Origin of the sequence: Burkholderia sp. JPY481 (assembly GCF_038900515.1) — a bacterium.
Taxonomy (GTDB): Bacteria; Pseudomonadota; Gammaproteobacteria; order Burkholderiales; family Burkholderiaceae; genus Paraburkholderia; species Paraburkholderia youngii.
Genome location: NZ_JAYMRT010000021.1, coordinates 66,053 through 88,189, shown reverse-complemented (window position 1 = coordinate 88,189; position 22,137 = coordinate 66,053). Strand labels below are relative to the sequence as shown.

The following is a 22,137-nucleotide window of genomic DNA, read 5'->3' as shown; positions in this document are numbered from 1 at the left end:
CCGCCATGCGGCAGTTCGCGATCCTCTACGAGGATCGCTTCACACGACCCAACAGCTAGAATGAAATTGATCGCCTGCCACGCCTGAAATGTTCAGACGCCTTGCACACAAAAATTCAGACACTCCCGGTTCGTTGAACGCGGCAGGCTACACGCTGCAGGCGGCGCCACCCGACGCCGCAATCTCCCGCGCAGCCTTCGCCCCTTCGACCTGCAATAGCGTCGGCAGCGACACGCCATTCTTGGCCGCCGTCACCTCCGCCAGAATCGACACCGCAATTTCAGGCGGCGTCCTGCTGCCGATATAAATGCCGACGGGCCCATGCAAACGGGCCAGTTCGGCTTCCTTCAGATCGAACTCCTTCAGGCGCTCGCGCCGCGCTTGATTGTTGCGGCGCGAGCCGAGCGCGCCGACATAAAACGCCGGCGTCTTCAATGCTTCCATCAGCGCGAGATCGTCGAGCTTCGGATCGTGCGTGAGCGCGATCACCGCGCAGCGCTCGTCGAGCTTCATGTCGATCACGGTATCGTCCGGCATCGTGCGGACGATCTTCGTGCCCGGCACGTCCCATTCCTCGGTGTATTCCTCGCGCGGATCGCAGACCGTCACCTGATAATCGAGCCCCACCGCGATGTGGCACAAGTAGCGCGACAACTGCCCGGCGCCGATCACGAGCATCCGATAGCGCGGACCGTGGATCGTCAGCAGACGCTCACCGTCGAAATGCACGCCGTCGGTCGCCTGCGCGTTGTCGAGCCGCACCGCGCCCGTCGCCATGTCGAGTTCGCGGGCGACGAGCCGGCCGTTTTCGACCGCATGACACAGCTCGGCGATGCCGCTTTGCCGTGTCAACGGTTCGAGCACGAGCTGGATCGTGCCGCCGCACGGCAGCCCGAAGCGATGCGCTTCCTCGGCCGTGATGCCGTACTTCACCGCTTCCGGATGCGTCTGCTCGATGCCCCGTTGCCGTACGCGGTCGATCAGATCGTCTTCGATGCAGCCGCCCGACACCGACCCCACCACGAGGCCGTCGTCGCGCACTGCGAGCATCGCGCCCTCGGGACGCGGCGACGAGCCCCACGTCTTCACGACCGTCACGAGGAGCGCGCGATGTCCGTCCTCCAGCCAGCGGGCGCTGGTTTTCAGAACTTCGAGATCCACGCTGTCCATGATTTCTTCCCCTTCTTTGCTTCGTCGCCGGACTCTCCGTCCGCGGCGTCGTTCGATTCCGCTTGCGCAGACGCTGACGCGGCTTCCGCCTCGGTAGCCACCGAAGCGTCGCCGTCCGTTGCTTCACCAGCGCTATTCTCACCCGAGAGCTGGGCGCTGAAGCGCTTGAAAAACTCCCCGGCAATCTTGCGCGCCGCACCGTCGACGAGCCGCGAGCCGATCTGCGCGAGCTTGCCGCCGACCTGCGCGTTGGCGGTGTAGGAGAGCTTCGTCGCGGCATCGCCGTCGGCCTCGAGCGTGACCTGCGTATTGCCCTTCGCGAAGCCGGCTGCACCGCCCTGGCCTTCGAACACGATCGTGTAGGCGTTCGGTGCGTCGATGTCGGTCAGTTGCATGCGCCCCTTGAAGCGCGCCTTGACCGGGCCGACCGCCGCGCTCAGCGTGACCAGGTACGCGTTTTCGCCGTCCGGGTCGATGCTTTCGCAACCGGGGATGCACGCGCGCAGAATTTCGGTGTCGTTCAACGCGTCCCACGTTTGCTGCTGCGCGACCGGCAGCGTATGAGTTTCGCTCAATTCCATGACGTTGCTCCTGCGAGTGTCGTCGCGGCGACGGCGTGGCGAGGCGTGCGCGTCAATTGCGCGAGATCGCGGCCGAACGCTGCGAGACTGTCTAGATTATGAACCGGACGATGCGCGTCGACATACGGCAGGATCGCCTGCACGCCGCGCGCCTTGGGAGTAAAACCGCTGAACCGCAGCAGCGGATTGAGCCAGACGATGCGATGCGCGAAACGTGCGAGACGTGCCATTTCGGCATCGAGCACGTCGATCGCTTCGTGATCGAGACCGTCGGTGACGAGCAGCACCGTTGCACGACCGGTGAGCACGCGGCGCGCCCAGCGTCGGTTGAATTCGGCGAGCGCCGCGCCGATGCGCGTGCCGCCCGACCAGTCGACCACCTGATCGCTGAGCGTCGCGATCGCGACATCGGGATCGCGTTCGTGCAATGCGCGCGTCGCGTTCGTAAGCCGCGTGCCGAACAGAAACACCTGCAGACGTTCGCGCGACTGCAACAACGCGTGGCAGAAGTACAGCACCGCGCGCGAGTAGTTGCTCATCGAGCCGGAAATGTCGAGCAGCAGCACGAGCGGCGGCTTGCGCTCGACCCTCGCGCGATACTTCCACACGGTCCAGTCGCCACCGGCGCGCACCGCGTGCCGCGCGCTCGCGCGCAGGTCCGCATGGGTGCCGTGCGAGGCCGCCTTCAGGCGCCGCGTCGGTTCCATGGCGAGCGGCAGCCGCTGGCCGCGGATCAGATGACGCAGGGTGCGCCATTCGTCGGCGCTCAGTGTGTCGAAATCGCGATGACGCAGCCGCTCCTCCGCGCTGAACGTCAGCTGTGCATGCAACTCGTGCTGCTCGGTTTCCTGCGGCGCATTCAGATGCGGCGACGGCGGCATGCGTACCGCGAGCGCATCGGCGAGACGGTTGTTGCGCTTCGGCGGCGGCAGCCCGTCGCGCACTTTCGGCAGCAGCAGCGCGCGCAGCTTGCCTTCCCAATCGGGGTCGCGCCAGAACAGATCGAATGCGGCATTGAAGAGCTCGCGTTCGTCGGGCGCGGTGACGAGCAGCGCGGCAAGCGCGGCGCGCACGTCATCGCGGCGGCCGAGATCGATCCACTGCAACGCGGCGAGCGCGTCGACGGCCTGTGCGGGCGACATCGGCAAACCGGCGCCGCGCAGCACGCGCACGAAATGAACGACGTTGCGCGCGAGCATGGGCGCGGACTGCTGGTTCGCGCCGTCGTGTCTGCCTATGCCGATGTCGTTCGCCATGCCGACGACCCTCACCCGGCCAGACACTGCGCGATCTGCGCGGCATCCACGCGCGCGAGATCGTCCTGATACTTGAGCAGCACCCCGAGCGTGTTCTGCACCGATTGCGGATCGAGCTCCGTGACCGACAGCGCTTCGAGCGCGCGGCACCAGTCGATCGTTTCGGCGATGCCGGGCGCCTTGAACAGGTCCATGCCGCGCAGCCGATGCACGAAGTCGACCGCGCGCCGCTGCAATTGCGCCGACGTTTGCGGCGCGCGCGCGGCCACGATCTCGAGTTCGCGCTCGCGATCCGGATAGCCGATCCATTGATACAGACAGCGGCGCTTCAACGCGTCGTGCACTTCGCGCGTGCGGTTCGACGTCATGATGACGAGCGGCGGCTGTGCGGCGCGCACGGTGCCGTATTCGGGAATCGATACCTGGAAATCCGAAAGCAGTTCGAGCAGGAAGGCCTCGAACGGTTCGTCGGCGCGGTCGATTTCGTCGATCAGCAGCACGCGTCGCGCGCCGGGATGGTTTTCGTCGGGCATCAGTGCCTGTAGAAGCGGACGCTTCAGCAGGAATTCGCCGCGATACAGCGTGTCGTTGTCGGGGCGTTCGCCGCTCGCTTCGGCGAGCCGCAGCGCCATGATCTGGCGCGGGTAGTCCCACTCATAAAGCGCGCTCGCGGTGTCGAGGCCTTCATAGCATTGCAGCCGCAGCAGCGTGGTGCCGAGCATGCCGGCCGCCGCTTTCGCGAGCTCGGTCTTGCCGACCCCCGGCTCGCCTTCGACGAACAGCGGCCGCTCCATGCGCAGCGCGAGATACAGCGCGGTCGCGAGTTCGCGGCTCGCGAAATAGCGCTGGGCGGCGAGTTGGGCGAGGGTGTCGTCGATCGAAACCGGCTGCATGATGGTCCTGAGTCTGCGCGACAGGCCATGACACGGCGCGGCGCGAGTGAAGAACGCAATGGACGCGAACTCGGCGTCGAACTCTGGCGCCGGCTCGCGAAAGGAACGAAGCCGGCTTGCGCGCGCCGTGATGCGCACGAACGCAAGCCGGGCCGCCTAGCGAGTATCGCTAGGCATTTGCCTTCGTGACCGCGCGCGCGGCGAGCAGCGGAATCAGATGCGCGCGATACGCGGCGCTCGCGTGCATGTCCTCATTGAGCCCGTCGGGCGACACGCTGACCGCGCGTGCCGCCTCGGGCGTGAAGTTTGCCGACAGCGCGCTTTCGAGCTCGGGCACGCGAAACACCGACGACGCCGCGCCCGTCACCGCGACCCGCACACCGCTCGCGGACTTCGCGACGAACACGCCTACCAGCGCGAAGTGCGAGGCCGGATTGCGGAATTTCTCGTACGCGGCACGCTCGGGCACCGGAAACTCGACGGCGACGATCAGCTCGTTGGGCGCGAGCGCGGTCTCGTACATGCCGACGAAGAAATCGCCCGAGGCGATGCGCCGCCGGTCCGTGACGATCGTCGCATCCAGGCCCATCGCCGCGGCCGGGTAACACGCGGCCGGATCGTTGTTCGCGAGCGAACCGCCGATCGTGCCGAGCGCGCGCACCTGGCGATCGCCGATGTTCGAAGCCAGCTCCGCGAGAGCGGGCAACACGCGCCGCACGTCCGCGTGGTCGGCGACGTCGGCGTGACAGACGGCCGCGCCGATCGTCACTTTGTTCGCGTCGACGCTGATCGTCTTGAGCGCGGGAATGCGCGTGACGTCGATCAGCTGCGACGGTTGCGCGAGGCGCAGGCGCATCGTCGGCAGAAGGCTCTGGCCGCCGGCGAGGAACTTCGCTTCGCTGTCGGCGGTGAGGGCTGCGGCGGCCGCTTGCGGATCCGTCGCGCGTTGATACTCGAATGAATACATGTCGAATGCTCCGCTCAGGATCGTTGGGTCAGGCTTGCTTCGCCGCTTGAATCGCGGACCACACGCGATGCGGTGTGGCCGGCATCTGCAGATTGGTCACGCCAAGCGGCGCGAGCGCGTCGATGATCGCGTTGATCACGGCCGGCGGTGAGCCGATCGCGCCCGCTTCGCCGCAGCCTTTGACGCCGAGCGGGTTGTGCGTGCACGGCGTGCCCTTCGAGGTCTCGACCGTGAAGTCGGGCAGATCGGACGCATGCGGCATCGCGTAGTCCATGTACGAGCCGGACAGCAGCTGGCCGCTGTCGTTGTCGTACACGCAGCGCTCGAGCATCGCCTGGCCGATGCCTTGCCCGAGCCCGCCATGCACCTGGCCTTCGACGATCATCGGATTGATCACGTTGCCGAAATCGTCGACCGCGGTGAACTTCTGGATGCGGCTCTCGCCGGTGTCCGGATCGACTTCGATCTCGCAGATGTACGCGCCCGATGGATACGTGAAGTTGGTCGGGTCATAGAACGCGCTTTCTTCGAGGCCCGGTTCGAGCACGTCGAGCGGATAGTTGTGCGGCACGTAGGCGGCGAGTGAAATTTCCGCGAACGCCTTCGTGCGGTCGGTACCCGCCACGCGGAACACGCCGTTCTTGAACTCGATGTCTTCCGCCGACGCTTCGAGCAGATGCGCGGCGATCTTCTTCGCCTTCGCTTCGATCTTGTCGAGCGCCTTCGAGATTGCCGAGCCGCCGACCGCGATCGAACGCGAGCCATACGTGCCCATGCCGAACGCGATGCGGCCGGTGTCGCCGTGCACGATCTCGACGCTGTCGAGCGGAATGCCGAGGCGATCTGCGACCACTTGCGCGAAGGTCGTCTCATGGCCTTGGCCATGACTGTGCGAACCCGTGAACACGGTGACCGAACCGGTCGGGTGCACGCGAATCTGGCCGACCTCGAACAGGCCCGCGCGCGCACCGAGCGCGCCCGCGATGTTCGACGGCGCGAGACCGCATGCCTCGATGTAGCACGAGTAGCCGAGGCCGCGGCGCTTGCCGTTCTTTTCCGATTCCTGCCGGCGCGCGGCGAAGCCTTCGACGTCCGCGAGCGTCAGCGCGCGCGACAGAATCGCGTTGTAGTCGCCGGTGTCATAGGTGAGGCCGACCGGGGTCGCGTACGGGAACTGCGTGATGAAGTTGCGGCGGCGAATTTCCGCGGGGTCGAGCTTCATCTCGCGCGCCGCGGCTTCGACCAGACGCTCGACGACGAACGTCGCTTCCGGCCGGCCCGCACCGCGATACGCATCGACGGGAACGGTGTTGGTGAAGACCGCCTTCACTTCGGCGTAGATCGCGGGCGTTGCATATTGGCCGGCGAGCAGCGTCGCGTACAGGATTGTCGGCACGCTCGACGCGAACGTCGACAGATAGGCGCCCATGTTGGCGATCGTATGCACGCGCATCGCGAGGAACTTGCCGTCGGCGTCCATCGCGAGCTCGGCCTTGGTCACGTGATCGCGGCCGTGCGCGTCGGAGAGGAACGCCTCGGAGCGCTCGGCTGTCCATTTGACCGGCCGGCCGATCTTCTTCGATGCCCACGTGAGCGCGACGTCTTCCGCGTACAGGAAGATCTTCGAGCCGAAGCCGCCGCCGACGTCCGGCGCGATCACGCGCAGCTTCGATTCCGGCAGCGACAGCACGAACGCGGCCATCAGCAGCCGCTCGACGTGAGGATTCTGATTCGCAACGTACAGTGTGTAGCTGTCGTCCTGCGCCGAATAGCTCGCGTTGACCGCGCGCGGTTCGATCGCGTTAGGCACGAGGCGGTTGTTGACGATGTCGAGCGTGGTCACGTGCGCGGCTTTCGCGAACGCGGCGTCGGTCGCGGCCTTGTCGCCGTGGCCCCAGTTGTAGCAGACGTTGTCGGGCACTTCGTCGTGCACCGCCGCCTGACCCGGGTCGGCCGCATGCGCGGTATCGACGACGGCCGGCAGTTCTTCGTAGTCGACCTCGATCAATTCGGCCGCATCTTTGGCGGCCTTGATCGATTCGGCGATCACGAGCGCGATCTGGTCGCCCACATGTCGCGCCTTTGTATGCGCGATCACCGGATGCGGCGGCTCGTTCATCGGCTTGCCGTCGGTGCTGTGGATCAGCCAGCCGCACGGCAGTCCGCCGACCTTCTCCGCCGCGAGGTCCGCGCCGGTGAAGATCGCGACCACGCCCGGCGACTGTCTGGCCGCGCTCGTGTCGATGCTGTTGATCTTCGCGTGCGCGTGCGGCGAGCGCAGGAAGACCGCGTAGGTTTGCTGCGGCAGCACGATGTCGTCGGTGTACTGGCCTTTGCCGGTCAGGAAGCGATAGTCTTCCTTGCGTTCGACGGCGGCGCCGATCAGGCTCTGTGTATCGGGTGCGTTCATCGTCGGCTCCTCAGGCGGTTGCGCCGGTGGCATTCGCGCCGGCATTTGCGCTCGATGCTGCGGACGCCTTCATACCCGCGGCGCCTTCGAGCACGGCCTTGACGATGTTGTGATAACCGGTACAGCGGCACAGATTGCCGTCGAGCTGTTCGCGCACTTCGTCGCCGGTCAGATCGGGTTGACGCTGCACCAGCGACACCGCGCTCATCACCATGCCCGGCGTGCAGAAGCCGCATTGCAGACCGTGGCAGTGTTTGAACGCGGCCTGCATCGGATGCAGCGCGCCATTGGGCGCGAGCCCTTCGATGGTCGTGACTTCGGCGCCATCGGCTTGCGCGGCGAGGATGTTGCAGGACTTGATCGCGCGGCCGTTTAGATGCACGGTGCAGGCGCCGCATTGCGCGGTATCACAGCCGACGTGGGTGCCGGTCAGACGGAGTTGATCGCGCAGGAACTGGACAAGCAGGGTGCCAGGGTCGACTGAGGCGCTCACGGGTGCGCCATTGACCGTCAGACTGATGCTGATCGCCATGAAGCTGTCTCCTTTGTCGACCGCGGTTAGCGCTTTAGCGCTTACCGCGGTCCCATGCGGTTTAAACGCGATTGATCGGAGCGAGCGCTTCGGCGTATCGATCCCCGCCTCCACGCTGACCACGATCCCATGCAAGATAGTTGCTGTGGGTGAGACCGGACCTGTGATTGTTGTTGCCCCTGCTTTTGCTTCGACTGCGAGTGACTGCGGTTCGCGAGGTCCGATGAGGGTGCTGCGGGTTTTACGAGTCTGCCGAAAAGTAAAGCACAAATCGCGCGGACGCGCTATGAGGGGAAGTGTGTCGGCGCGCGCGAGCGCACGTAGAGAAGATGGGGGCCACGGAACGGGACGCCGCAAAGACAAGCGCCCCGTCTGCAGGGCATGACGGGGCGCTTCGATAGATCAGCGGAAAGCGATGCCGCGCTCGCGAGCATTCAGCTCATTGGCGCGGCCTCGTCGAAAACGGCGCTTTACTTTGCCAGTTTCGAATGACGGCGCGAGTAGCCGAAATAGACGACCATGCCGATCGCGAGCCAGATCAGGAACGCGCCCCACGTGATGCCTTGCAGGTTCAGCATCAGGAACAGGCACGATGCGACCGCGAGCACCGGCACGACCGGTACGCCCGGGCAACGGAACGCGCGCGGCAGCTCGGGGTGGGTCTTGCGCAGCACGAGCACCGCGATCGACACCATCGAGAATGCCGCGAGCGTGCCGATATTGATCAGTTCAGCCAACACATTGAGCGGCACCAGCGCGCCGATCAGGCCGAAGAAGATGCCGACGAGCCACGTTGTGAAGAACGGCGTCGCGAAGCGCGCATGCACTTTCGACAGCTTCGCGGGCAGCAGGCCGTCGCGCGACATCGCGAAGATCACGCGCGTCTGACCGTAGGCCATCACGAGAATCACGGTCAGCATGCCGAGCACGGCGCCGAGGTCGATGAAGCCCGCGACCCAGTTTTGCCCCGCGAGCTGCAGCGCGTACGACACCGGGTGCGAAATGCCCATGAACTTCTCGGACGGCACGATGCCGGTGACGACCGCGGCCACGGCCACGTACAGCACCGCGCACACGCCGAGCGACGCGATGATGCCGATCGGCAGATCGCGCTTCGGGTTCTTCACCTCTTCCGCCGCCGACGACACCGAGTCGAAGCCGATGAACGCGAAGAACATCACCGCGGCCGCGCCGAACACGCCGCTCCAGCCGTGCGGCATGAACGGGTGCCAGTTGGCCGGCGTGACGTGAAACACGCCGACGCCGATCACCAGCAGAACGACCACGACCTTGATCGCCACCATGATGTTGTTGATGCGCGCGGATTCGCGCACACCGACCGACAGCAGCGTGGTGATCGCCATCATCACGAGGAAGGCGGGCAGGTTGAACAGCGTTTCCTGTCCGGGGACGGCGCCGGGGGCCGCGGTCAGCGCCATCGGCAGCGACACGCCGAAGCCCGACAGCAGCGACTGCAGATAGCCGGACCAGCCGACCGACACCGCCGAGGTCGCGAGGCCGTACTCGAGCATCAGGTCCCAGCCGATGATCCACGCGGCCAGCTCGCCGAGCGTCGCGTACGAGTACGTGTAGATCGAACCGGCGACCGGAATCGTCGATGCGAATTCGGCATAGGCGAGCGCGGCGAAGCCGCAGGCGATCGCCGCGATCACGAACGAGATCATCAGCGCGGGGCCGGCCTGCAAGGCGCCCGTGCCGGTCAGCACGAAGATGCCGGTGCCGATGATCGCGCCGACGCCGAGGAAAGTCAGGTCGAGTGCGCCGAGCGCCTTTTTCAGGCCGGCGGTCTGAGCGCTCGCCGCAAGCATGTGCTCGACGCTCTTTTTGCGAAACAGGGACATTGGCGTGGGTCTCCAGTGGTGCACGCGTGTTGCGCGCCGAATGTCGGGAAAACCCGCAATTCTAGCGGATGCGTGCCACTGGGCCGGTTCAAGGCGGCACTTCGTGGATTAGGGCGATGGGCGGAAACTCCCGCCAGGAGGGGGCTTCGGCGTGGTCTTGCGGTGCCGCGAGCCGGCGGCAGTCAAGCTTTCACTGAATAGCCGATGGACGGGGACGGAATTTCTTCGTTTGCGCCGGCGCCGCGGTCGGGTCGGGCGACTGCGGCACAAGGCCGCAGGCACGGGAGGTGGCGCTTGCTCGCCTAGCCGGCCATCGCGGGATTCAGATCGACGAGGCGGTTGCTCATCACATAGAACGTGAGCTCGGCGTTGTTGCGCAGCTTCATCTTGTCCAGCAGCCGCGTGCGGTACACGCTGACCGTCTTCACCGACAGCGACAGCGTGGCCGCGATATCGGTGAGCCGTTTGCCCGACGCGAGCATGCACAGCGTCTGGTACTCGCGATCGGACAGCTTTTCGTGCGGCAACTGCTCGCCGTCGAACGACACGTAGTCGGCGAGCGCCTCGGCCATCTCGGGGCTCACGTACTTGCGGCCCGCGGCGACCTGCTGGATTGCGCCGATCATCTGCGCGGCGTCGACCGTCTTCGACAGATAGCCGGACGCGCCGGCCTTGAGCGCGCGCACCGCGTACTGGTCCTCGCGGTACATCGAGAACATCAGCACCGCGACGCGCGGCGCCTTGCGCTTAAGGCGCTTGAGCACCTCGACGCCATTCATGTCGGGCAGCGAGATATCGAGCAGCACCACGTCGAAGCTGTGATGGACGACCGAGTCGAGCGCTTCGGAGCCGCTTTGCGCCTCGGCGACCTCGCGCGCGACGCCGCGATCGAGCAGCAGCTGGCGAACGCCTTGGCGGACCACCGCGTGATCTTCGACGATCAGGATGCGCAGGCTCATGGTCGCGTGCTCACGATTGCAGCGCGCGCCGGGCGGCGCGCGAGGCGGTGGCTGCCAACAGCGCGTGCCACGCGAAGCGGGCCTGGATCAAGGTGCCGCGCGGGGCGACGGCGCCGTTGCTGCGAGTGCCGCCGTCCTCGCCGCGACCAACCCGCGCGCGCCGCGCGCCGACCCGCAACGTGCCGTCGAATGCGGCGCAGCGCGCCTGCATGCCGGCGAGGCCGAAATGAGCGCCTGGTTCTTTCTGGCCACCGCGTTCGCGCGCGCCGCGCGGCAGGCCGATGCCGTCGTCGCTGACGATGAGCCTCAGATGACGCGCACCCGTTTCGAGGCGCACATCGGCGCAACTCGCGCGTGCGTGCTTCGCGACGTTGTTCAGTGCTTCCTGCGCGACGCGGAACACGGCGAGCGCGGCATCGGCGGGCAGGCGCGCAAGGCGCGCGTCGTCGGTGCAGGCGAAGGTGGTGCGCAAGCCGGTGCGCGTGGAGAAGTCGCGCACCCAGCACTTCAGTGCGCCGGCGAGGCCCGTCTCGAACGACGGCGCGTGCAGTTGCGCGATGGCCTCGCGGCTCGCCGCGTGCACGGCGTCGAGCGAACGGTTCGCGACTGCCAGCGCGGCCGCGCATTGCGGCGGCGCGTCGGCGGGCAGCCAGGTTTCGATGCCGGCGAGCGCGAAGCGCGTCGCGGTCAGCTCGGCGCCGACGCCGTCGTGCAACTCGCGCGCGACGTGGCGGCGTACGCTTTCCTGCGCGTCGACCAGTTCGGCCGACAGCTCGCGCACCCGCGCGCGCAGCCGCTCGATCTCGCGCGCGGCGTGCGACGGCATGTCGAAGCCATCACGCTGGGCGGCCGAGGCCAGCGCAGCGTTGAACGGGACGGCAGTCGACGTATCCATGAATTTCCCTCTCAGGAAGCGGAGTGGACAGCGAAGCGGGCGCGCAGACGAAATCAGCGCCTGCGAATCACGAGGTTTCGCGTCGGATGAAACACGATGGCCCAACGTAACGAAATTTACATTCAGTAACAACTCGGGTTGACGATGTTCAGTGCATGAATTCGCCTGATCTCGCGGCGCGATGATATCCCAAAAAGATTAAAAAAGCAGTCGCACCAAGGGTTAGCGCGTGGTTTGTAGAAATTACTTGATGTTTGTCATGCGTCCGCCGTGTCAGAGGAATTCTGACAGCGAAGGTGATTTAGCGGGGGGCAATTTGTAACGGAGCAACAAAAAAGGAGCCCGGAGGCTCCTTTTGTGGAATTCGCGGCGCGTGGGCCGCGAGAGGGAATGACGGTTTAGCCGACGAAGGCCTTTTCGACCACGTAATGACCCGGCTCGTTGTTGCTGCCTTCCTTGAAACCGGCGTCTTCGAGCAGCTTGCGCGTGTCGCGCAGCATGTGCGGGCTGCCGCACAGCATGACGCGGTCGTTCTCGAGCGAGAAACCCGGCACGCCGAGGTCGGCGAACAGCTTTTCGGTTTCGATCAGCTCGGTGATGCGGCCGCGGTTCTGGAACGCTTCGCGCGTGACGGTCGGGTAGTACAGCAGCTTTTCCTGCACGAGCTCGCCGAGGTGTTCATGCGCCGGCAGGTGCTCGGTGATGTATTCCTTGTACGCGAGTTCGTCGACGAAACGGCAGGTGTGCGTGAGCACCACGCGCTCGTAGCGGTCGTAAATGTCCGGATCCTTGATGATCGACATGAACGGCGCGAGGCCCGTGCCAGTGGACAGCAGCCACAGCGTCTTGCCCGGCAGCAGGTTATCGGCCACCAGCGTGCCGACCGGCTTCTTGCCGATCAGCACTTCGTCGCCGACCTTCAGATGCTGCAGACGCGACGTGAGCGGACCATCCTGCACCTTGATGCTGAGAAATTCGAGGTGTTCTTCGTAGTTCGCACTCGCGAGGCTGTAGGCGCGCAGCAGCGGCTTGCCGTCGACCTGCAGGCCGACCATCGTGAACTGGCCGTTTTCGAAGCGGAACGACGGATCGCGCGTGCAGGTGAAGCTGAAAAGCGTATCGGTCCAGTGATGGACGCTCAGGACGGTTTGTGAATTCAGGTTGCTCATGGCTTCTTGGATAGTGCGAAAACAAAGGCGGCCAGTCGTCTGAGCCGGCCGGCACGGCAAGGGCGATGCTGCGCTGATCCGTGGTCGGGACTCCCGCGCAATCCAGCATTTTACCGTGCCCGCCGGGCGGGGCCGCAGCGCGGCGCTCGAGCGTGGTAAAGCGGGTTGCCAAACCGGGAAGCGGCGGCGCCGGCTTGCTGGCGCCGCGAAGTACGTTGGCGTGAGTGCGGCCGTGCTTCAGCGGGGTACGGCGATTCGGCGAACGCCGCGCAGGGCGGCTGCCATTGGCTGTCCGGCAGGCGTGAAAGCAACGCGCCGCGTGGGCAACAATTTCAAGATGATACCCAAACGCGGCGTGCGCTGCAGCATTGACCTTGCTAGTAAGGCTGGCAAATGGGGCGGAACCGTCCCGGCGCCATCGGGATCGCCTCGCGTTCGGCTACCGGTTGCACGGCGCGATTTTTGGGGGAATACGCCTTACGTCACCTCGTTTACGCAGGACGCGAGTCGCGCGAAGCAAGGCAGTGCGGTGGGCTGCGCGACTCGTCCTGGCGGCTGCGACCGCCCCTGCGAGTAGGAGGTGTCAAATGGAAACTTCTCGTGCGATGTCTGCATTCGGTTCATATGCAGACTTCAACGGATTGGTGATACGGGCACGCGCATCGCGCCGCTTACGTCGTGCGGTGTGTCGAGCCGGTCTGCTGGTTTTATCGTTGGGGGCGGTCGGGGCCGGGGCGCAGCAGGTGATTTTGCCGCCGCAGTCCGTGACCTCGTCGACCGTTCCGTCCAACGGGGATGTCAATCCGTATGGCATGGCGTTCGTGCCTTTCGGCGTGCCGTCCTGGAGCATGCTCAAACCCGGCGATGTGGTGGTGTCGAACTTCAATGCGCAGTCGAACCTGCAGGGAACCGGTACGACGATCGTCAAGCTCGTGTCCAATAGCAATCCGGTGACCTTCTTCCAGGGAAGCAATCTCGGCCTCACGACGGCGCTCGCGGTGCTCCGAAGTGGCTTCGTGCTGGTGGGCAATGTGCCGACAACGGATGGCAAGAACGTCGTCCCTCCGGGCTCGCTGCTCGTCATCAATCCGCAAGGCGGGCTCGTCACGGAACTGAAAGATAAGAAGCTGCTGGACGGCCCCTGGGATCTCACCGTGATCGACGGGGGGCAATTCGTCCGGGTCTTCGTCTCCGATGTGCTGAACGGAAAGGTCGCGCGGATCGATCTTGCGATCGGGGAGAACGGCGTTCAGATGCTGCCTAGCTCGACCATCATCGCCTCAGGCTATCTGCACCGCACCGATCCGGCGGCACTGGTGGTCGGCCCGACCGGACTGGCATACGACCCAACTCATGACGTGCTGTACGTCGCCTCGACCGGTGACAACGCGGTGTTCGCCATCTATGGCGCCGCGGGCGCGAATCACGATGGCGGCGTCGGCCGGATGATTTACCAGGACAACAAGCATCTGCACGGTCCGCTTGCGCTGGCACTCGCACCCAACGGGCATCTCATCACCGCAAACGGCGACGCGGTCAACCCCGACCCGAATCAGCCCAGCGAAATCGTCGAGTTCACCGTCGACGGACAATTCGTCGCCCAATTGCAGGTCGATCCTTCGCCGGGCTCGGCGTTCGGCCTCGCCTTCGGCCTCGATAGCAACCGCCACCTGCAGTTCACGGCGGTGGACGACGCCACCAACACCGCGACGGTCTGGACGTTGCGCACGAACAATCAATAAGGAAACCGAGGACGACGATCGGGGACGTCCTGACGCGTCGGGGACACGTCACGGTCACACGGTTTCACGGCGGGTCTATCGGTACACAGATATGGGTCGGGGGCGGCGATTGTAGCGGCAAGCCTCAGTCAAATAAGCAAAATCTGTCCGATGGCATCGATGACGCCAATTCGCGGGTGCTGCTTGCTCACGCCGCCGCCGCCCGCCTTTTTTCACGCTGTTTCAACACGCGCGCCTGCAGCACGATCACGAGCAGAAGGAACACGCCGCGAATCACCGATTGCCAGTACGCGGACAGACTGATGAAGCCGAGCCCGTTCTCGAAGTTCAGCAGATTGAACACGAGGCCGAGCAGCAGCACGCCGGCGATCGTCATCGCGACGGAACCTTCGCCGCCGGTCAGCAGCGTGCCACCGAGCACGACCGCCGAGATCGCGAACAGCTCCCAGCCGACGCCTTCGTTCGGCTGCCCCGCGCCGAACTGCGCGGCGAGAATCACGCCCGCCATGCCGGCGAGCAGCCCGCTGACCGCATAGGCCATCACCAGCGTGCGGTCGACGTTCAGCCCCATCAGCCGCGCGGCCTCTTCGCTGCCGCCGATCGCGAGCGAGTGCCGCCCGAAGCGCGTGCTGCGCAGCGCGAGCCAGCCGGCCACCGCGGCGACCAGTGCGACCAGTCCCGGAATCGGTAATCCAAACAGGTCGCCCTGACCGAAGTTGCCGAAGTTCGAATCGGCCGCGATCGAGACCGCGTCGTTCTTGCCCAGCAACAGCGCGACGCCGTGCGCGCCGAGGCTCGTCGCGAGCGTGACGATGAACGGCAGGATCTTGAGCCGCGTGATGATGATGCCGTTCAGCACGCCGACCGCGAGGCCGGCCACGCAGCCCGCCAGCACCGCGACCCAGCCGCCGTAGACGCTCGTCAGCGCGGCGACCACGCTCGCGAGCGCCGCGACCGTGCCGACCGACAGATCGATGCCGCCCGTGATGATCACGAAGGCCATGCCGATCGGGATCAGCGCGAACATCGAGTTGTAGCGCCAGAACGATGTGATGTTGTACGCCGAGCCGAAGTGGTCATAGCGCACGAGGCCAAACACGACGAGCGCCGCGAGCGCGAGCAGGATGGGAAGATTCTTTTTCATCGCATCGGATCCGCAAAAGGTTGTCAGCGCGAGCGCCGCTGCACATAGACCGCCGCGACGATGATGCCGGCCTTCACGACGAGCGCGGCCGCATCGGGAATGCCGTGCGCGAGCAGCGTATAGCGCAGCAACTGGATGATCAGCGCGCCGATCAGCGTGCCGCCGATATACGCCTTGCCACCCGTCAGCGCGGTACCGCCGACCGCGACCGCCGCGATCGCATCGAGTTCGACGCCCAGCCCCACGACGTTCGCGTCCGACGACGAATTCACCGAGATCGAGATCAGCCCCGCGAGGCCCGCGAGCGCCGCGCACAGCGTGTACGCGATCATCTTGACGGCAGCGGTCGGCACGCCGCACAAATACGCGGCTTTCTCGTTGCCGCCGGTGATCAGCAGATACTGGCCGAACAGCGTCTTGCGCACGACCCACACGAATACGCCGACCAGCGCGAGCATCAGCAGCACCTGGAACGGCACGCCCGCGATCTTGCCGAGCGCGATCCATTGAAAGGCTGGCGTGTTGAACGCTTGCAGGCTGCCGTCGGTGACGACCTGCGCGATGCCGCGTCCGGCGATGAACAGCACGAGCGTCGCGACGATCGGCTGCACCGATAATCGCGTGACGAGCAGGCCGTTGAACACACCGCACAGGGCGGCCGCCAACACCGGCAGCACGAACGCGAGCGCGATGCCGAGCGGTCCCGCGATGTTAAGGAACAGCATCGGCGCGAGCGCGCCCGCAATCGCCATCGACGCGCCCACCGACAGATCGATGCCGCCGGTCGCCACGACCAGCGTCATGCCGATGCCGACGATCACGATCGTCACGACCTGCGTCATGTTCACGTTGAAGGTCTGCAGCGACCAGAAGTGCGGCGTGAAGATCAGGTTGAACAGCACCATCCCGAGCAGCACGATCACTTCGCGCTGCATCGCGAGATGGCGCCACTTCTGCACGGTGCTCGCGGACCGTGCGGGCGGCGTATCGGTCGATTGCATCATGGTGTCGGCGCCCTGCGCAGCGGCTGCCGGCGCCTCGCCGCGCAGCGGATTGGAATGCAGCTTAAGCGCCATGACGGTCGCCCTCCAGCGCGTCTTCGATGTGTGCCGATCGCGCGGCTTGCGCGAGCGCCGATTGACCCTCGCTGCCGTAGGCGATCGCATCCATGATCGCGGTCTCGCTCATCTCGGCTCCGTTCAGTTCGGCGACCGTGCGGCCGTCGCGGATCACCACCGCACGGTCGGCGACCGCGGTCAGCTCTTCGAGCTCGGAGGCCGACAGCAGCACCGCGAGCCCCGCGTCGCGCAACTCGCGCACGATCTTCGCGACGTCGGCTTTCGCGCCGACGTCGATGCCGCGCGTCGGCTCGTCGAGCAGCAGCAGCGCGGGTTCGGCCGCAAGCCAGCGCGCGAGCAGCACTTTCTGCTGATTGCCGCCTGACAGTTCGCGGATCGGCTGATCGGCCGAGCGCAGCTTGATGCCGAGCGACGCGATGAAGCGATCGACGATCGCCTGCTGCTTCTTCACGTCGACGATGCCGTTCTTCGCGAGCGTGCGCAGGCAGACCAGCGTCAGGTTGTCGCGCACCGACAGTTCGGGGACGATGCCTTCGCCCTTGCGGTCTTCGGTCAGGTACGCGAGGCCGCGCGCGATGGCGTCCTGCGGCGATTTCAGCGCGACCGTCTCGCCGTCGATCGCGAGCGAGCCTTGCGCCAGCGGATCGGCGCCGAACATCAGCCGCATCGTTTCGGTGCGGCCCGAGCCAAGCAGGCCGGCCAGACCCACCGCCTCGCCCGCGTGCACGTCGAGCGATACGCCGTTGACCTTTGGCGGCGCGCCGAGCTGCGTAGCGCCGATCACCTGCTTGCCGCGCTTCGCGAGATTCGCTTCGCGCGCGGCCGGCTCGTCCTGCACGACCGCGGCGAGCGAGCGGCCGAGCATCGTGGTGACGAGCTGCAGCTTGTCCATCTCGGCCATCGTGCTTTGCGCGACCGTCTGGCCGTCGCGCATCACGGTCACGCGATCGCACAGCGCGTACAACTCGTCGAGCCGGTGCGACACGAAGATCACCGCGCGGCCGTCGTCGCGCAGCTTGCGCACGACGGTAAACAGCAGCTCGACTTCGCGCTCGTCGAGCGACGACGTCGACTCGTCCATGATCACCATCTTCGCGTCCGACGAAACCGCGCGCGCAAGCGCCACCATCTGCTGGATCGCGGTCGAGTATCGGCCGACCGGCTTTTTCACGTCGATCTGCAAACCGAACGAATCGAGCAGCGCAGCCGCGCGCTGCTGCACCGTGCGCCAGTCGATCAGACCGAAGCGGCGCGGCTCGCGGCCCAGAAAGATGTTTTCCGCGACCGAGCGGAGCGGCACCAGGTTGATCTCCTGGTAGATCGTGCTGATGCCCGCTTCGCGCGCCTGCTTCGGCGTGCGGAAATCGACCTCGCGGCCTTCGAACCGCACGCTGCCCGTGCCGCGCCGATAGGCGCCGGTCAGGATCTTGATCATTGTCGATTTGCCGGCGCCGTTCTGGCCGATCAGTGCGTGCACTTCGCCGGCTGCCACGCTCAGATTCGCGCCGCGCAACGCGGGCACGCCGCCGAAGCTGATGCCGATGTCCTGCATCTCGAGCAGCGGCGAACGGGAATGGGGGGAGGGTGGCGTCTCTTTGCCAGATTCCGTCACGGGAGTTCTCCTGATGCGGATGCTGCCGATATTGCCGACTGCGCTGTTGCTGGCGACGCGGTCAAGCCGCTCCAGCGCGCCCGGCCCATGTTACGCCCGCATAAAAGCGAAGCGACGGTCCGTCGGTCACGGGCGCGTCGCTTCGAAGCCTTCCGGCCACCCGCCCGACGAGGAGACATTCATAGAAGGCGGGTGACTTCCTGCTACAACGCTGAAGGGAGTGCCCGGGAACATACCGCCCCGGGGCACATCCCGATGCTTGCGATCAATAGCCGTACTGCATGTTCTGCTGCACGTTTTCCTTGTCGTAGAAGCGGTCGGATACCTTGACCCAGGTCGGGATTTTTTCGCCCTTCGCATAGCGCTGCGCGACGTCGCACGCGAGCGGGCCGAAGAACGGGCTCGATTGCACGCTCGCGCCGAGCTCACCCGCCGCGATCGCGTCCATGCCGCCCTTGGTGCCATCGATCGTGACGATCTGGATGTCCTTGCCCGGCTGCTTGCCGGCCGCCTTGATCGCGGCGATCGCGCCGAGCGCCATTTCGTCGTTGTGCGCGTACACGGCGGTCACGTCCGGATGCGCCTGCAACAGCGTTTCCATCACCTTGCGGCCGGTGTCGCGCGCGAAGTCGCCGCTTTGCGACGCGATGATCGTCATGCCGGTATTCTTCGCGATCACTTCGTCGAAGCCCTTCTTGCGATCGTTCGCGGCCGACGCACCCGTCGTGCCTTCCAGCTCGATGATCTTCGCCTTGCCGCCCGTCGCCTTGACCAGCCAGTCGGCGGCGCGGTGACCCTGATCGATGAAGTCCGAGCCGATGAACGTGATGTAGTCGCGGCCCGCCTTCGCGACCGACTGGTCGACGTTGCGGTCGACGAGGATCACCGGAATGCCGGCCTTCTTCGCCTGCAGCACGACCGGCGCGAGCGGTTTTTCTTCACGAGGCGGGAATACCAGCAGATCGACGTGCTGGGCGATCATGCTTTGAATGTCGGAGACCTGTTTGGAGTTGGAGCCGTTGGCGTCGGTCATCACGACCTGCCAGCCGCACTTCGCGGCGATGTCCTTGAAGCTCCTGGTTTCCGCGAGACGCCACGGGTTGTTGCTTTCAGTCTGCGCGAAGCCGACCTTCAACGGGGTCTTGGTCGCGAGCTTCGGCAACGCGTCGTCGGCATGCGCGGCCACCGCGCCGACACCGATTGCCAGAGCCAGCAGCGAAGCTGCGAGCGGACGAATCTGCTGCTTGCGCGCGTGCATGCGCGACTGCGTAATGAGCGACGCCATGTCTTCCTCCAGTAACCGGTGGACGGTGTATTTTTTGTGCTGCTCGGGATTGTCTTTGCCCAGCCGGGGACCCGGCGCTGTTTCAACGGCGAGGATGCGGTTGGCTATGACCCACCGGTGCGCGTTCTTCCCGACCCGACGTGCCGATTATTCCACTCGGAATTATTATCGGTCAATCACTAATAATATTAATTGTCGCCGGTTTCGCCTCGGTAATTACCCTGACCGAGGCGCGTTCGACCAGTGGTCCGTCGAGCTTCACCGTGCGATGGCGCACCGGTGCGCCGGCCGCGCGGTTGTGCTCTTCCTGCAGCAGCGTCTCGACGGCCCAGCGGCCGAGTTCGTAGTTGGGCAGCACCACCGTCGACAGCGGCGGGTGTGTGTGACGCGCGATTTCCTGGTCGTCGTAGCCGAGCACCGACACGTCCTCGGGCACGCGCAAGCCGAGTTGCTTGAGCGCCTCGATCGCGCCGATCGCGGTCAGGTCGTTCGCGCAGAAGATCGCGGTGGGTGGATTGGCTTCGCGCATCAGCGACAGCGTTAGCTCGAAGCCGAGGCCCGAACTCCAGTCGCCGTCGCGCACCAACTCGGGTGCGAACGGCAGATCGGCGGTCGCGAGCGCGGTGCGGTAGCCCTTCAGCCGGTCTTTCGCGGCGTCCTGCCACGGTTCGCCGTTGATGTAGCCGATGCGCCGGTGGCCGGCTTGCAGCAGATACTCGGTCGCCAGATGGCCGCCCGCGACCTCGGCCGGCACCACCGACGAAAACGTGGTGTCGCCGGTGTAGCAGTTCAGCAGCACGGTCGGCACCTGCGACAGCGCGGCCGGCGGCGCGACCTTGCGCGTGTAGACGGTCGCGTAGATCACGCCGAATACGTGCGGATTGGTGAGAACAGTATCGAGTACCTGCTTTTCGATGTCGGCGTTGCCGTGCGTCGAGTAGACCGCGAGCATCTTGCCGCTCGCGTATGCAGCGTCGCGCGCGCCGTCGATGTTGACGACAGGATGAGGGCTCGTCGAGATTTCGTCGGCCAGATAGACGATCAGATTGCGCTCGTCGCTCGATGCCGCGACCGGTTCGCGCAGCGACAGCCGGTAGCCGAGGTCGTGCGCGGCTTTCAGCACCTTATTGCGGGTTGTCTCGGAGAATTTCGCGCCGGCCGCGTTGTTGAGCACGAGCGAGACGGTGGATTGCGACACGCCGGTGAGCTTGGCGATGTCGGTCATGGTGGGACGGCGTTGAGTCGATTTTTTCATTGTGCGGGCCGCGTTGAGGCGGCGCTGAAGCAGGGGAATGCCAGTGGCATCATGCTGCTGACGGTACCACTAATAATATGCGCGCGGCAACGCGCGCTAACCCGCCATTTGGGAATTGAGCTTACGCTCCGTTACTGCCCGTTTTTGAGCGACGTTATTACTAATAATATTGACCATTGGTGCGATGTCGTGCGATTCTCGCTCGGGGCGACTGCCGTAGTGCGCCGGCCGCGGGGTGCGCGGCACATCAAAGGAGATCTGAATGCACGTTTCTGTTGCCGCTTTCCGCTCGCGGTTTCGCCTCGTCTGACTATGCGCGACGTTTCCCTGAATCCTGCCCCGCCGCGCGAGGCATATGCCGTGACCCGATCGGCGGCGCAGCTGTCGTGGCTCGACGATCCCGCGATTGTCGCGCGCCTCGTTACATTGTCCGCCGGCGCATTGCGCGCGGTGCTCGCGCCGGACATTGGCGGCGCGCTCGCGGCGTTCTACGAGGTCACGCCGGAAGGTGCGTTGCACTGGCTGCGGCCGGCGCTGCCGGAAGCGTTCGAAGCGCGCGATCCGCTGCGCATGGCGAGCTTCCCGCTGTTCCCGTACTGCAACCGGATTCGCGATGCGCGCTTCGCGTTCGACGGCGCGACGATCGATCTCGGCGGCAACGACCCGCATTTCGCTCACGCGCTGCATGGCAACGCGTGGCGTCGTCCGTGGCGCGTCGGCGCGCGCAGTGAAAGCGCGGTGGACTTGCACTTCGAGCACGAGCCCGATGCGAGCGTGACCGGCGACTGGCCGTTTCGCTATCGCGCGCGGCAGCGTATCGAGTTGCGCGGCGGCGCGCTCCACATCACGATGTCCGCGCGGAATCTCGCCGATCGGCCGATGCCGCTCGGCATGGGCCATCACCCGTACTATCCGCGCACCGCGGCGACGCGCATCCATGCCGACGTGCAGGCGATGTGGCACGCCGACACCGATGTGCTGCCGACGCACCTCGGCCCGCATCCGGCCGTCGACGCGCTGCGCGCGGGCATGTCGCCCGACGCGTTCGATCTCGACAACAACTTTTCGAACTGGTCGCGCGTGGCGACGATCGCGTGGCCCGACGAGCGCCGCAAGCTGACGATGCGTGCCGAAGCGCCGTTCGATCACCTGGTCGTGTTCGCGCCGGCCAACGATCCGCAGCTATGCGTGGAGCCGGTCACGAATACGACCGATTGCTTCAATGCGGTTGGTACACAAGAGCACGTCGGCGGCTGCGTGTTGCAGCCGGGGGAAGAGATCGAAGCGGCGTTGAGCTGGACACCGCATCGCGAGTGATGGGGGCAC

Annotated in this window: 18 protein-coding genes; 2 read left to right on the top strand and 16 right to left on the bottom strand. The window is 65.6% G+C overall.

Annotated features, from left to right (window positions below; translation table 11 throughout):
- Positions 1 to 147: 147 nt before the first annotated feature.
- The 11 genes from VSR82_RS33150 to VSR82_RS33100 all read right to left on the bottom strand — a co-directional run bounded on the left by VSR82_RS33150 (position 148) and on the right by VSR82_RS33100 (position 12,694).
- Positions 148 to 1,170 carry an XdhC family protein gene (locus VSR82_RS33150; protein WP_368583252.1) on the bottom strand — a complete coding sequence of 341 codons (1,023 nt, stop codon included), beginning with the start codon at positions 1,168 to 1,170 and terminating at the stop codon, positions 148 to 150.
- Positions 1,143 to 1,751 (bottom strand): SRPBCC family protein, encoded by a 609-nt coding sequence (locus tag VSR82_RS33145; protein WP_368583253.1) that lies wholly within the window; start codon positions 1,749 to 1,751, stop codon positions 1,143 to 1,145. The genes VSR82_RS33150 and VSR82_RS33145 overlap by 28 nt, the downstream gene beginning before the upstream one ends.
- Positions 1,742 to 3,007 (bottom strand): vWA domain-containing protein, encoded by a 1,266-nt coding sequence (locus VSR82_RS33140; protein WP_429461218.1) that lies wholly within the window; start codon positions 3,005 to 3,007, stop codon positions 1,742 to 1,744. Before VSR82_RS33140 ends, VSR82_RS33145 begins: the two co-directional genes overlap by 10 nt.
- Before the next feature lie 11 nt (positions 3,008 to 3,018).
- The gene (locus VSR82_RS33135; protein ID WP_410850722.1) at positions 3,019 to 3,900 is read right to left on the bottom strand and encodes an AAA family ATPase; all 882 of its coding nucleotides are present in this window, start codon (positions 3,898 to 3,900) and stop codon (positions 3,019 to 3,021) included.
- A 169-nt stretch (positions 3,901 to 4,069) separates the two neighbouring features.
- The gene (locus VSR82_RS33130) at positions 4,070 to 4,867 is read right to left on the bottom strand and encodes an FAD binding domain-containing protein (protein ID WP_429461215.1); all 798 of its coding nucleotides are present in this window, start codon (positions 4,865 to 4,867) and stop codon (positions 4,070 to 4,072) included.
- A 28-nt stretch (positions 4,868 to 4,895) separates the two neighbouring features.
- A complete protein-coding gene (locus tag VSR82_RS33125; RefSeq protein WP_429461213.1) occupies positions 4,896 to 7,277 on the bottom strand; it encodes a xanthine dehydrogenase family protein molybdopterin-binding subunit in 2,382 nt (793 codons plus the stop codon).
- A gap of 10 nt (positions 7,278 to 7,287) precedes the next feature.
- The gene (locus VSR82_RS33120; RefSeq protein ID WP_368583258.1) at positions 7,288 to 7,809 is read right to left on the bottom strand and encodes a (2Fe-2S)-binding protein; all 522 of its coding nucleotides are present in this window, start codon (positions 7,807 to 7,809) and stop codon (positions 7,288 to 7,290) included.
- Positions 7,810 to 8,279: 470 nt separating this feature from the next.
- Positions 8,280 to 9,671 (bottom strand): branched-chain amino acid transporter BcaP, encoded by a 1,392-nt coding sequence (gene bcaP / locus VSR82_RS33115; protein ID WP_429461211.1) that lies wholly within the window; start codon positions 9,669 to 9,671, stop codon positions 8,280 to 8,282.
- A gap of 302 nt (positions 9,672 to 9,973) precedes the next feature.
- Positions 9,974 to 10,630 (bottom strand): response regulator transcription factor RqpR, encoded by a 657-nt coding sequence (gene rqpR, locus VSR82_RS33110; RefSeq protein WP_176109785.1) that lies wholly within the window; start codon positions 10,628 to 10,630, stop codon positions 9,974 to 9,976.
- A gap of 10 nt (positions 10,631 to 10,640) precedes the next feature.
- Positions 10,641 to 11,525 carry a sensor histidine kinase gene (locus tag VSR82_RS33105; protein WP_429461209.1) on the bottom strand — a complete coding sequence of 295 codons (885 nt, stop codon included), beginning with the start codon at positions 11,523 to 11,525 and terminating at the stop codon, positions 10,641 to 10,643.
- A 398-nt stretch (positions 11,526 to 11,923) separates the two neighbouring features.
- Positions 11,924 to 12,694 (bottom strand): ferredoxin--NADP reductase, encoded by a 771-nt coding sequence (locus VSR82_RS33100; RefSeq protein WP_018436901.1) that lies wholly within the window; start codon positions 12,692 to 12,694, stop codon positions 11,924 to 11,926.
- Positions 12,695 to 13,299: 605 nt separating this feature from the next.
- Here VSR82_RS33100 and VSR82_RS33095 point away from each other — a divergent pair.
- Positions 13,300 to 14,436, top strand: a complete 1,137-nt coding sequence (locus VSR82_RS33095) for an NHL repeat-containing protein (protein WP_429461953.1) — start codon at positions 13,300 to 13,302, stop codon at positions 14,434 to 14,436.
- Positions 14,437 to 14,623: 187 nt separating this feature from the next.
- Here the strand turns inward: VSR82_RS33095 and VSR82_RS33090 are convergent, their stop codons facing one another.
- The 5 genes from VSR82_RS33090 to VSR82_RS33070 form a co-directional block, all read right to left on the bottom strand.
- Positions 14,624 to 15,580, bottom strand: coding sequence for an ABC transporter permease (locus VSR82_RS33090; protein ID WP_498858434.1), 957 nt, complete (start codon positions 15,578 to 15,580; stop codon positions 14,624 to 14,626).
- A gap of 23 nt (positions 15,581 to 15,603) precedes the next feature.
- Positions 15,604 to 16,584 carry an ABC transporter permease gene (locus VSR82_RS33085; RefSeq protein WP_410850752.1) on the bottom strand — a complete coding sequence of 327 codons (981 nt, stop codon included), beginning with the start codon at positions 16,582 to 16,584 and terminating at the stop codon, positions 15,604 to 15,606.
- 61 nt (positions 16,585 to 16,645) lie between these two features.
- Positions 16,646 to 18,211: a sugar ABC transporter ATP-binding protein gene (locus tag VSR82_RS33080; protein ID WP_498858436.1), complete on the bottom strand. Its 1,566-nt coding sequence runs from the start codon at positions 18,209 to 18,211 to the stop codon at positions 16,646 to 16,648.
- 325 nt (positions 18,212 to 18,536) lie between these two features.
- Entirely contained in the window at positions 18,537 to 19,556 is a 1,020-nt protein-coding gene (locus VSR82_RS33075) for an ABC transporter substrate-binding protein (protein WP_429461205.1), read from the bottom strand.
- 172 nt (positions 19,557 to 19,728) lie between these two features.
- Positions 19,729 to 20,781 (bottom strand): LacI family DNA-binding transcriptional regulator, encoded by a 1,053-nt coding sequence (locus VSR82_RS33070; RefSeq protein WP_410850729.1) that lies wholly within the window; start codon positions 20,779 to 20,781, stop codon positions 19,729 to 19,731.
- A 342-nt stretch (positions 20,782 to 21,123) separates the two neighbouring features.
- Between VSR82_RS33070 and VSR82_RS33065 the strand changes: the two genes are divergently transcribed.
- Positions 21,124 to 22,128: an aldose 1-epimerase gene (locus VSR82_RS33065; RefSeq protein ID WP_429461201.1), complete on the top strand. Its 1,005-nt coding sequence runs from the start codon at positions 21,124 to 21,126 to the stop codon at positions 22,126 to 22,128.
- The last annotated feature ends 9 nt before the right edge of the window (positions 22,129 to 22,137 follow it).

Excerpts from the sequence above, each read along its gene's own strand:
- VSR82_RS33150 (WP_368583252.1), bottom strand. The coding sequence starts at position 1,170 with ATGGACAGCGTGGATCTCGAAGTTCTGAAAACCAGCGCCCGCTGGCTG.
- VSR82_RS33145 (WP_368583253.1), bottom strand. The coding sequence starts at position 1,751 with ATGGAATTGAGCGAAACTCATACGCTGCCGGTCGCGCAGCAGCAAACG.
- VSR82_RS33140 (WP_429461218.1), bottom strand. The coding sequence starts at position 3,007 with ATGGCGAACGACATCGGCATAGGCAGACACGACGGCGCGAACCAGCAG.
- VSR82_RS33135 (WP_410850722.1), bottom strand. The coding sequence starts at position 3,900 with ATGCAGCCGGTTTCGATCGACGACACCCTCGCCCAACTCGCCGCCCAG.
- VSR82_RS33130 (WP_429461215.1), bottom strand. The coding sequence starts at position 4,867 with ATGTATTCATTCGAGTATCAACGCGCGACGGATCCGCAAGCGGCCGCC.
- VSR82_RS33125 (WP_429461213.1), bottom strand. The coding sequence starts at position 7,277 with ATGAACGCACCCGATACACAGAGCCTGATCGGCGCCGCCGTCGAACGC.
- VSR82_RS33120 (WP_368583258.1), bottom strand. The coding sequence starts at position 7,809 with ATGGCGATCAGCATCAGTCTGACGGTCAATGGCGCACCCGTGAGCGCC.
- bcaP (WP_429461211.1), bottom strand. The coding sequence starts at position 9,671 with ATGTCCCTGTTTCGCAAAAAGAGCGTCGAGCACATGCTTGCGGCGAGC.
- rqpR (WP_176109785.1), bottom strand. The coding sequence starts at position 10,630 with ATGAGCCTGCGCATCCTGATCGTCGAAGATCACGCGGTGGTCCGCCAA.
- VSR82_RS33105 (WP_429461209.1), bottom strand. The coding sequence starts at position 11,525 with ATGGATACGTCGACTGCCGTCCCGTTCAACGCTGCGCTGGCCTCGGCC.
- VSR82_RS33100 (WP_018436901.1), bottom strand. The coding sequence starts at position 12,694 with ATGAGCAACCTGAATTCACAAACCGTCCTGAGCGTCCATCACTGGACC.
- VSR82_RS33095 (WP_429461953.1), top strand. The coding sequence starts at position 13,300 with ATGTCTGCATTCGGTTCATATGCAGACTTCAACGGATTGGTGATACGG.
- VSR82_RS33090 (WP_498858434.1), bottom strand. The coding sequence starts at position 15,580 with ATGAAAAAGAATCTTCCCATCCTGCTCGCGCTCGCGGCGCTCGTCGTG.
- VSR82_RS33085 (WP_410850752.1), bottom strand. The coding sequence starts at position 16,584 with ATGATGCAATCGACCGATACGCCGCCCGCACGGTCCGCGAGCACCGTG.
- VSR82_RS33080 (WP_498858436.1), bottom strand. The coding sequence starts at position 18,211 with ATGCAGGACATCGGCATCAGCTTCGGCGGCGTGCCCGCGTTGCGCGGC.
- VSR82_RS33075 (WP_429461205.1), bottom strand. The coding sequence starts at position 19,556 with ATGGCGTCGCTCATTACGCAGTCGCGCATGCACGCGCGCAAGCAGCAG.
- VSR82_RS33070 (WP_410850729.1), bottom strand. The coding sequence starts at position 20,781 with ATGACCGACATCGCCAAGCTCACCGGCGTGTCGCAATCCACCGTCTCG.
- VSR82_RS33065 (WP_429461201.1), top strand. The coding sequence starts at position 21,124 with ATGCGCGACGTTTCCCTGAATCCTGCCCCGCCGCGCGAGGCATATGCC.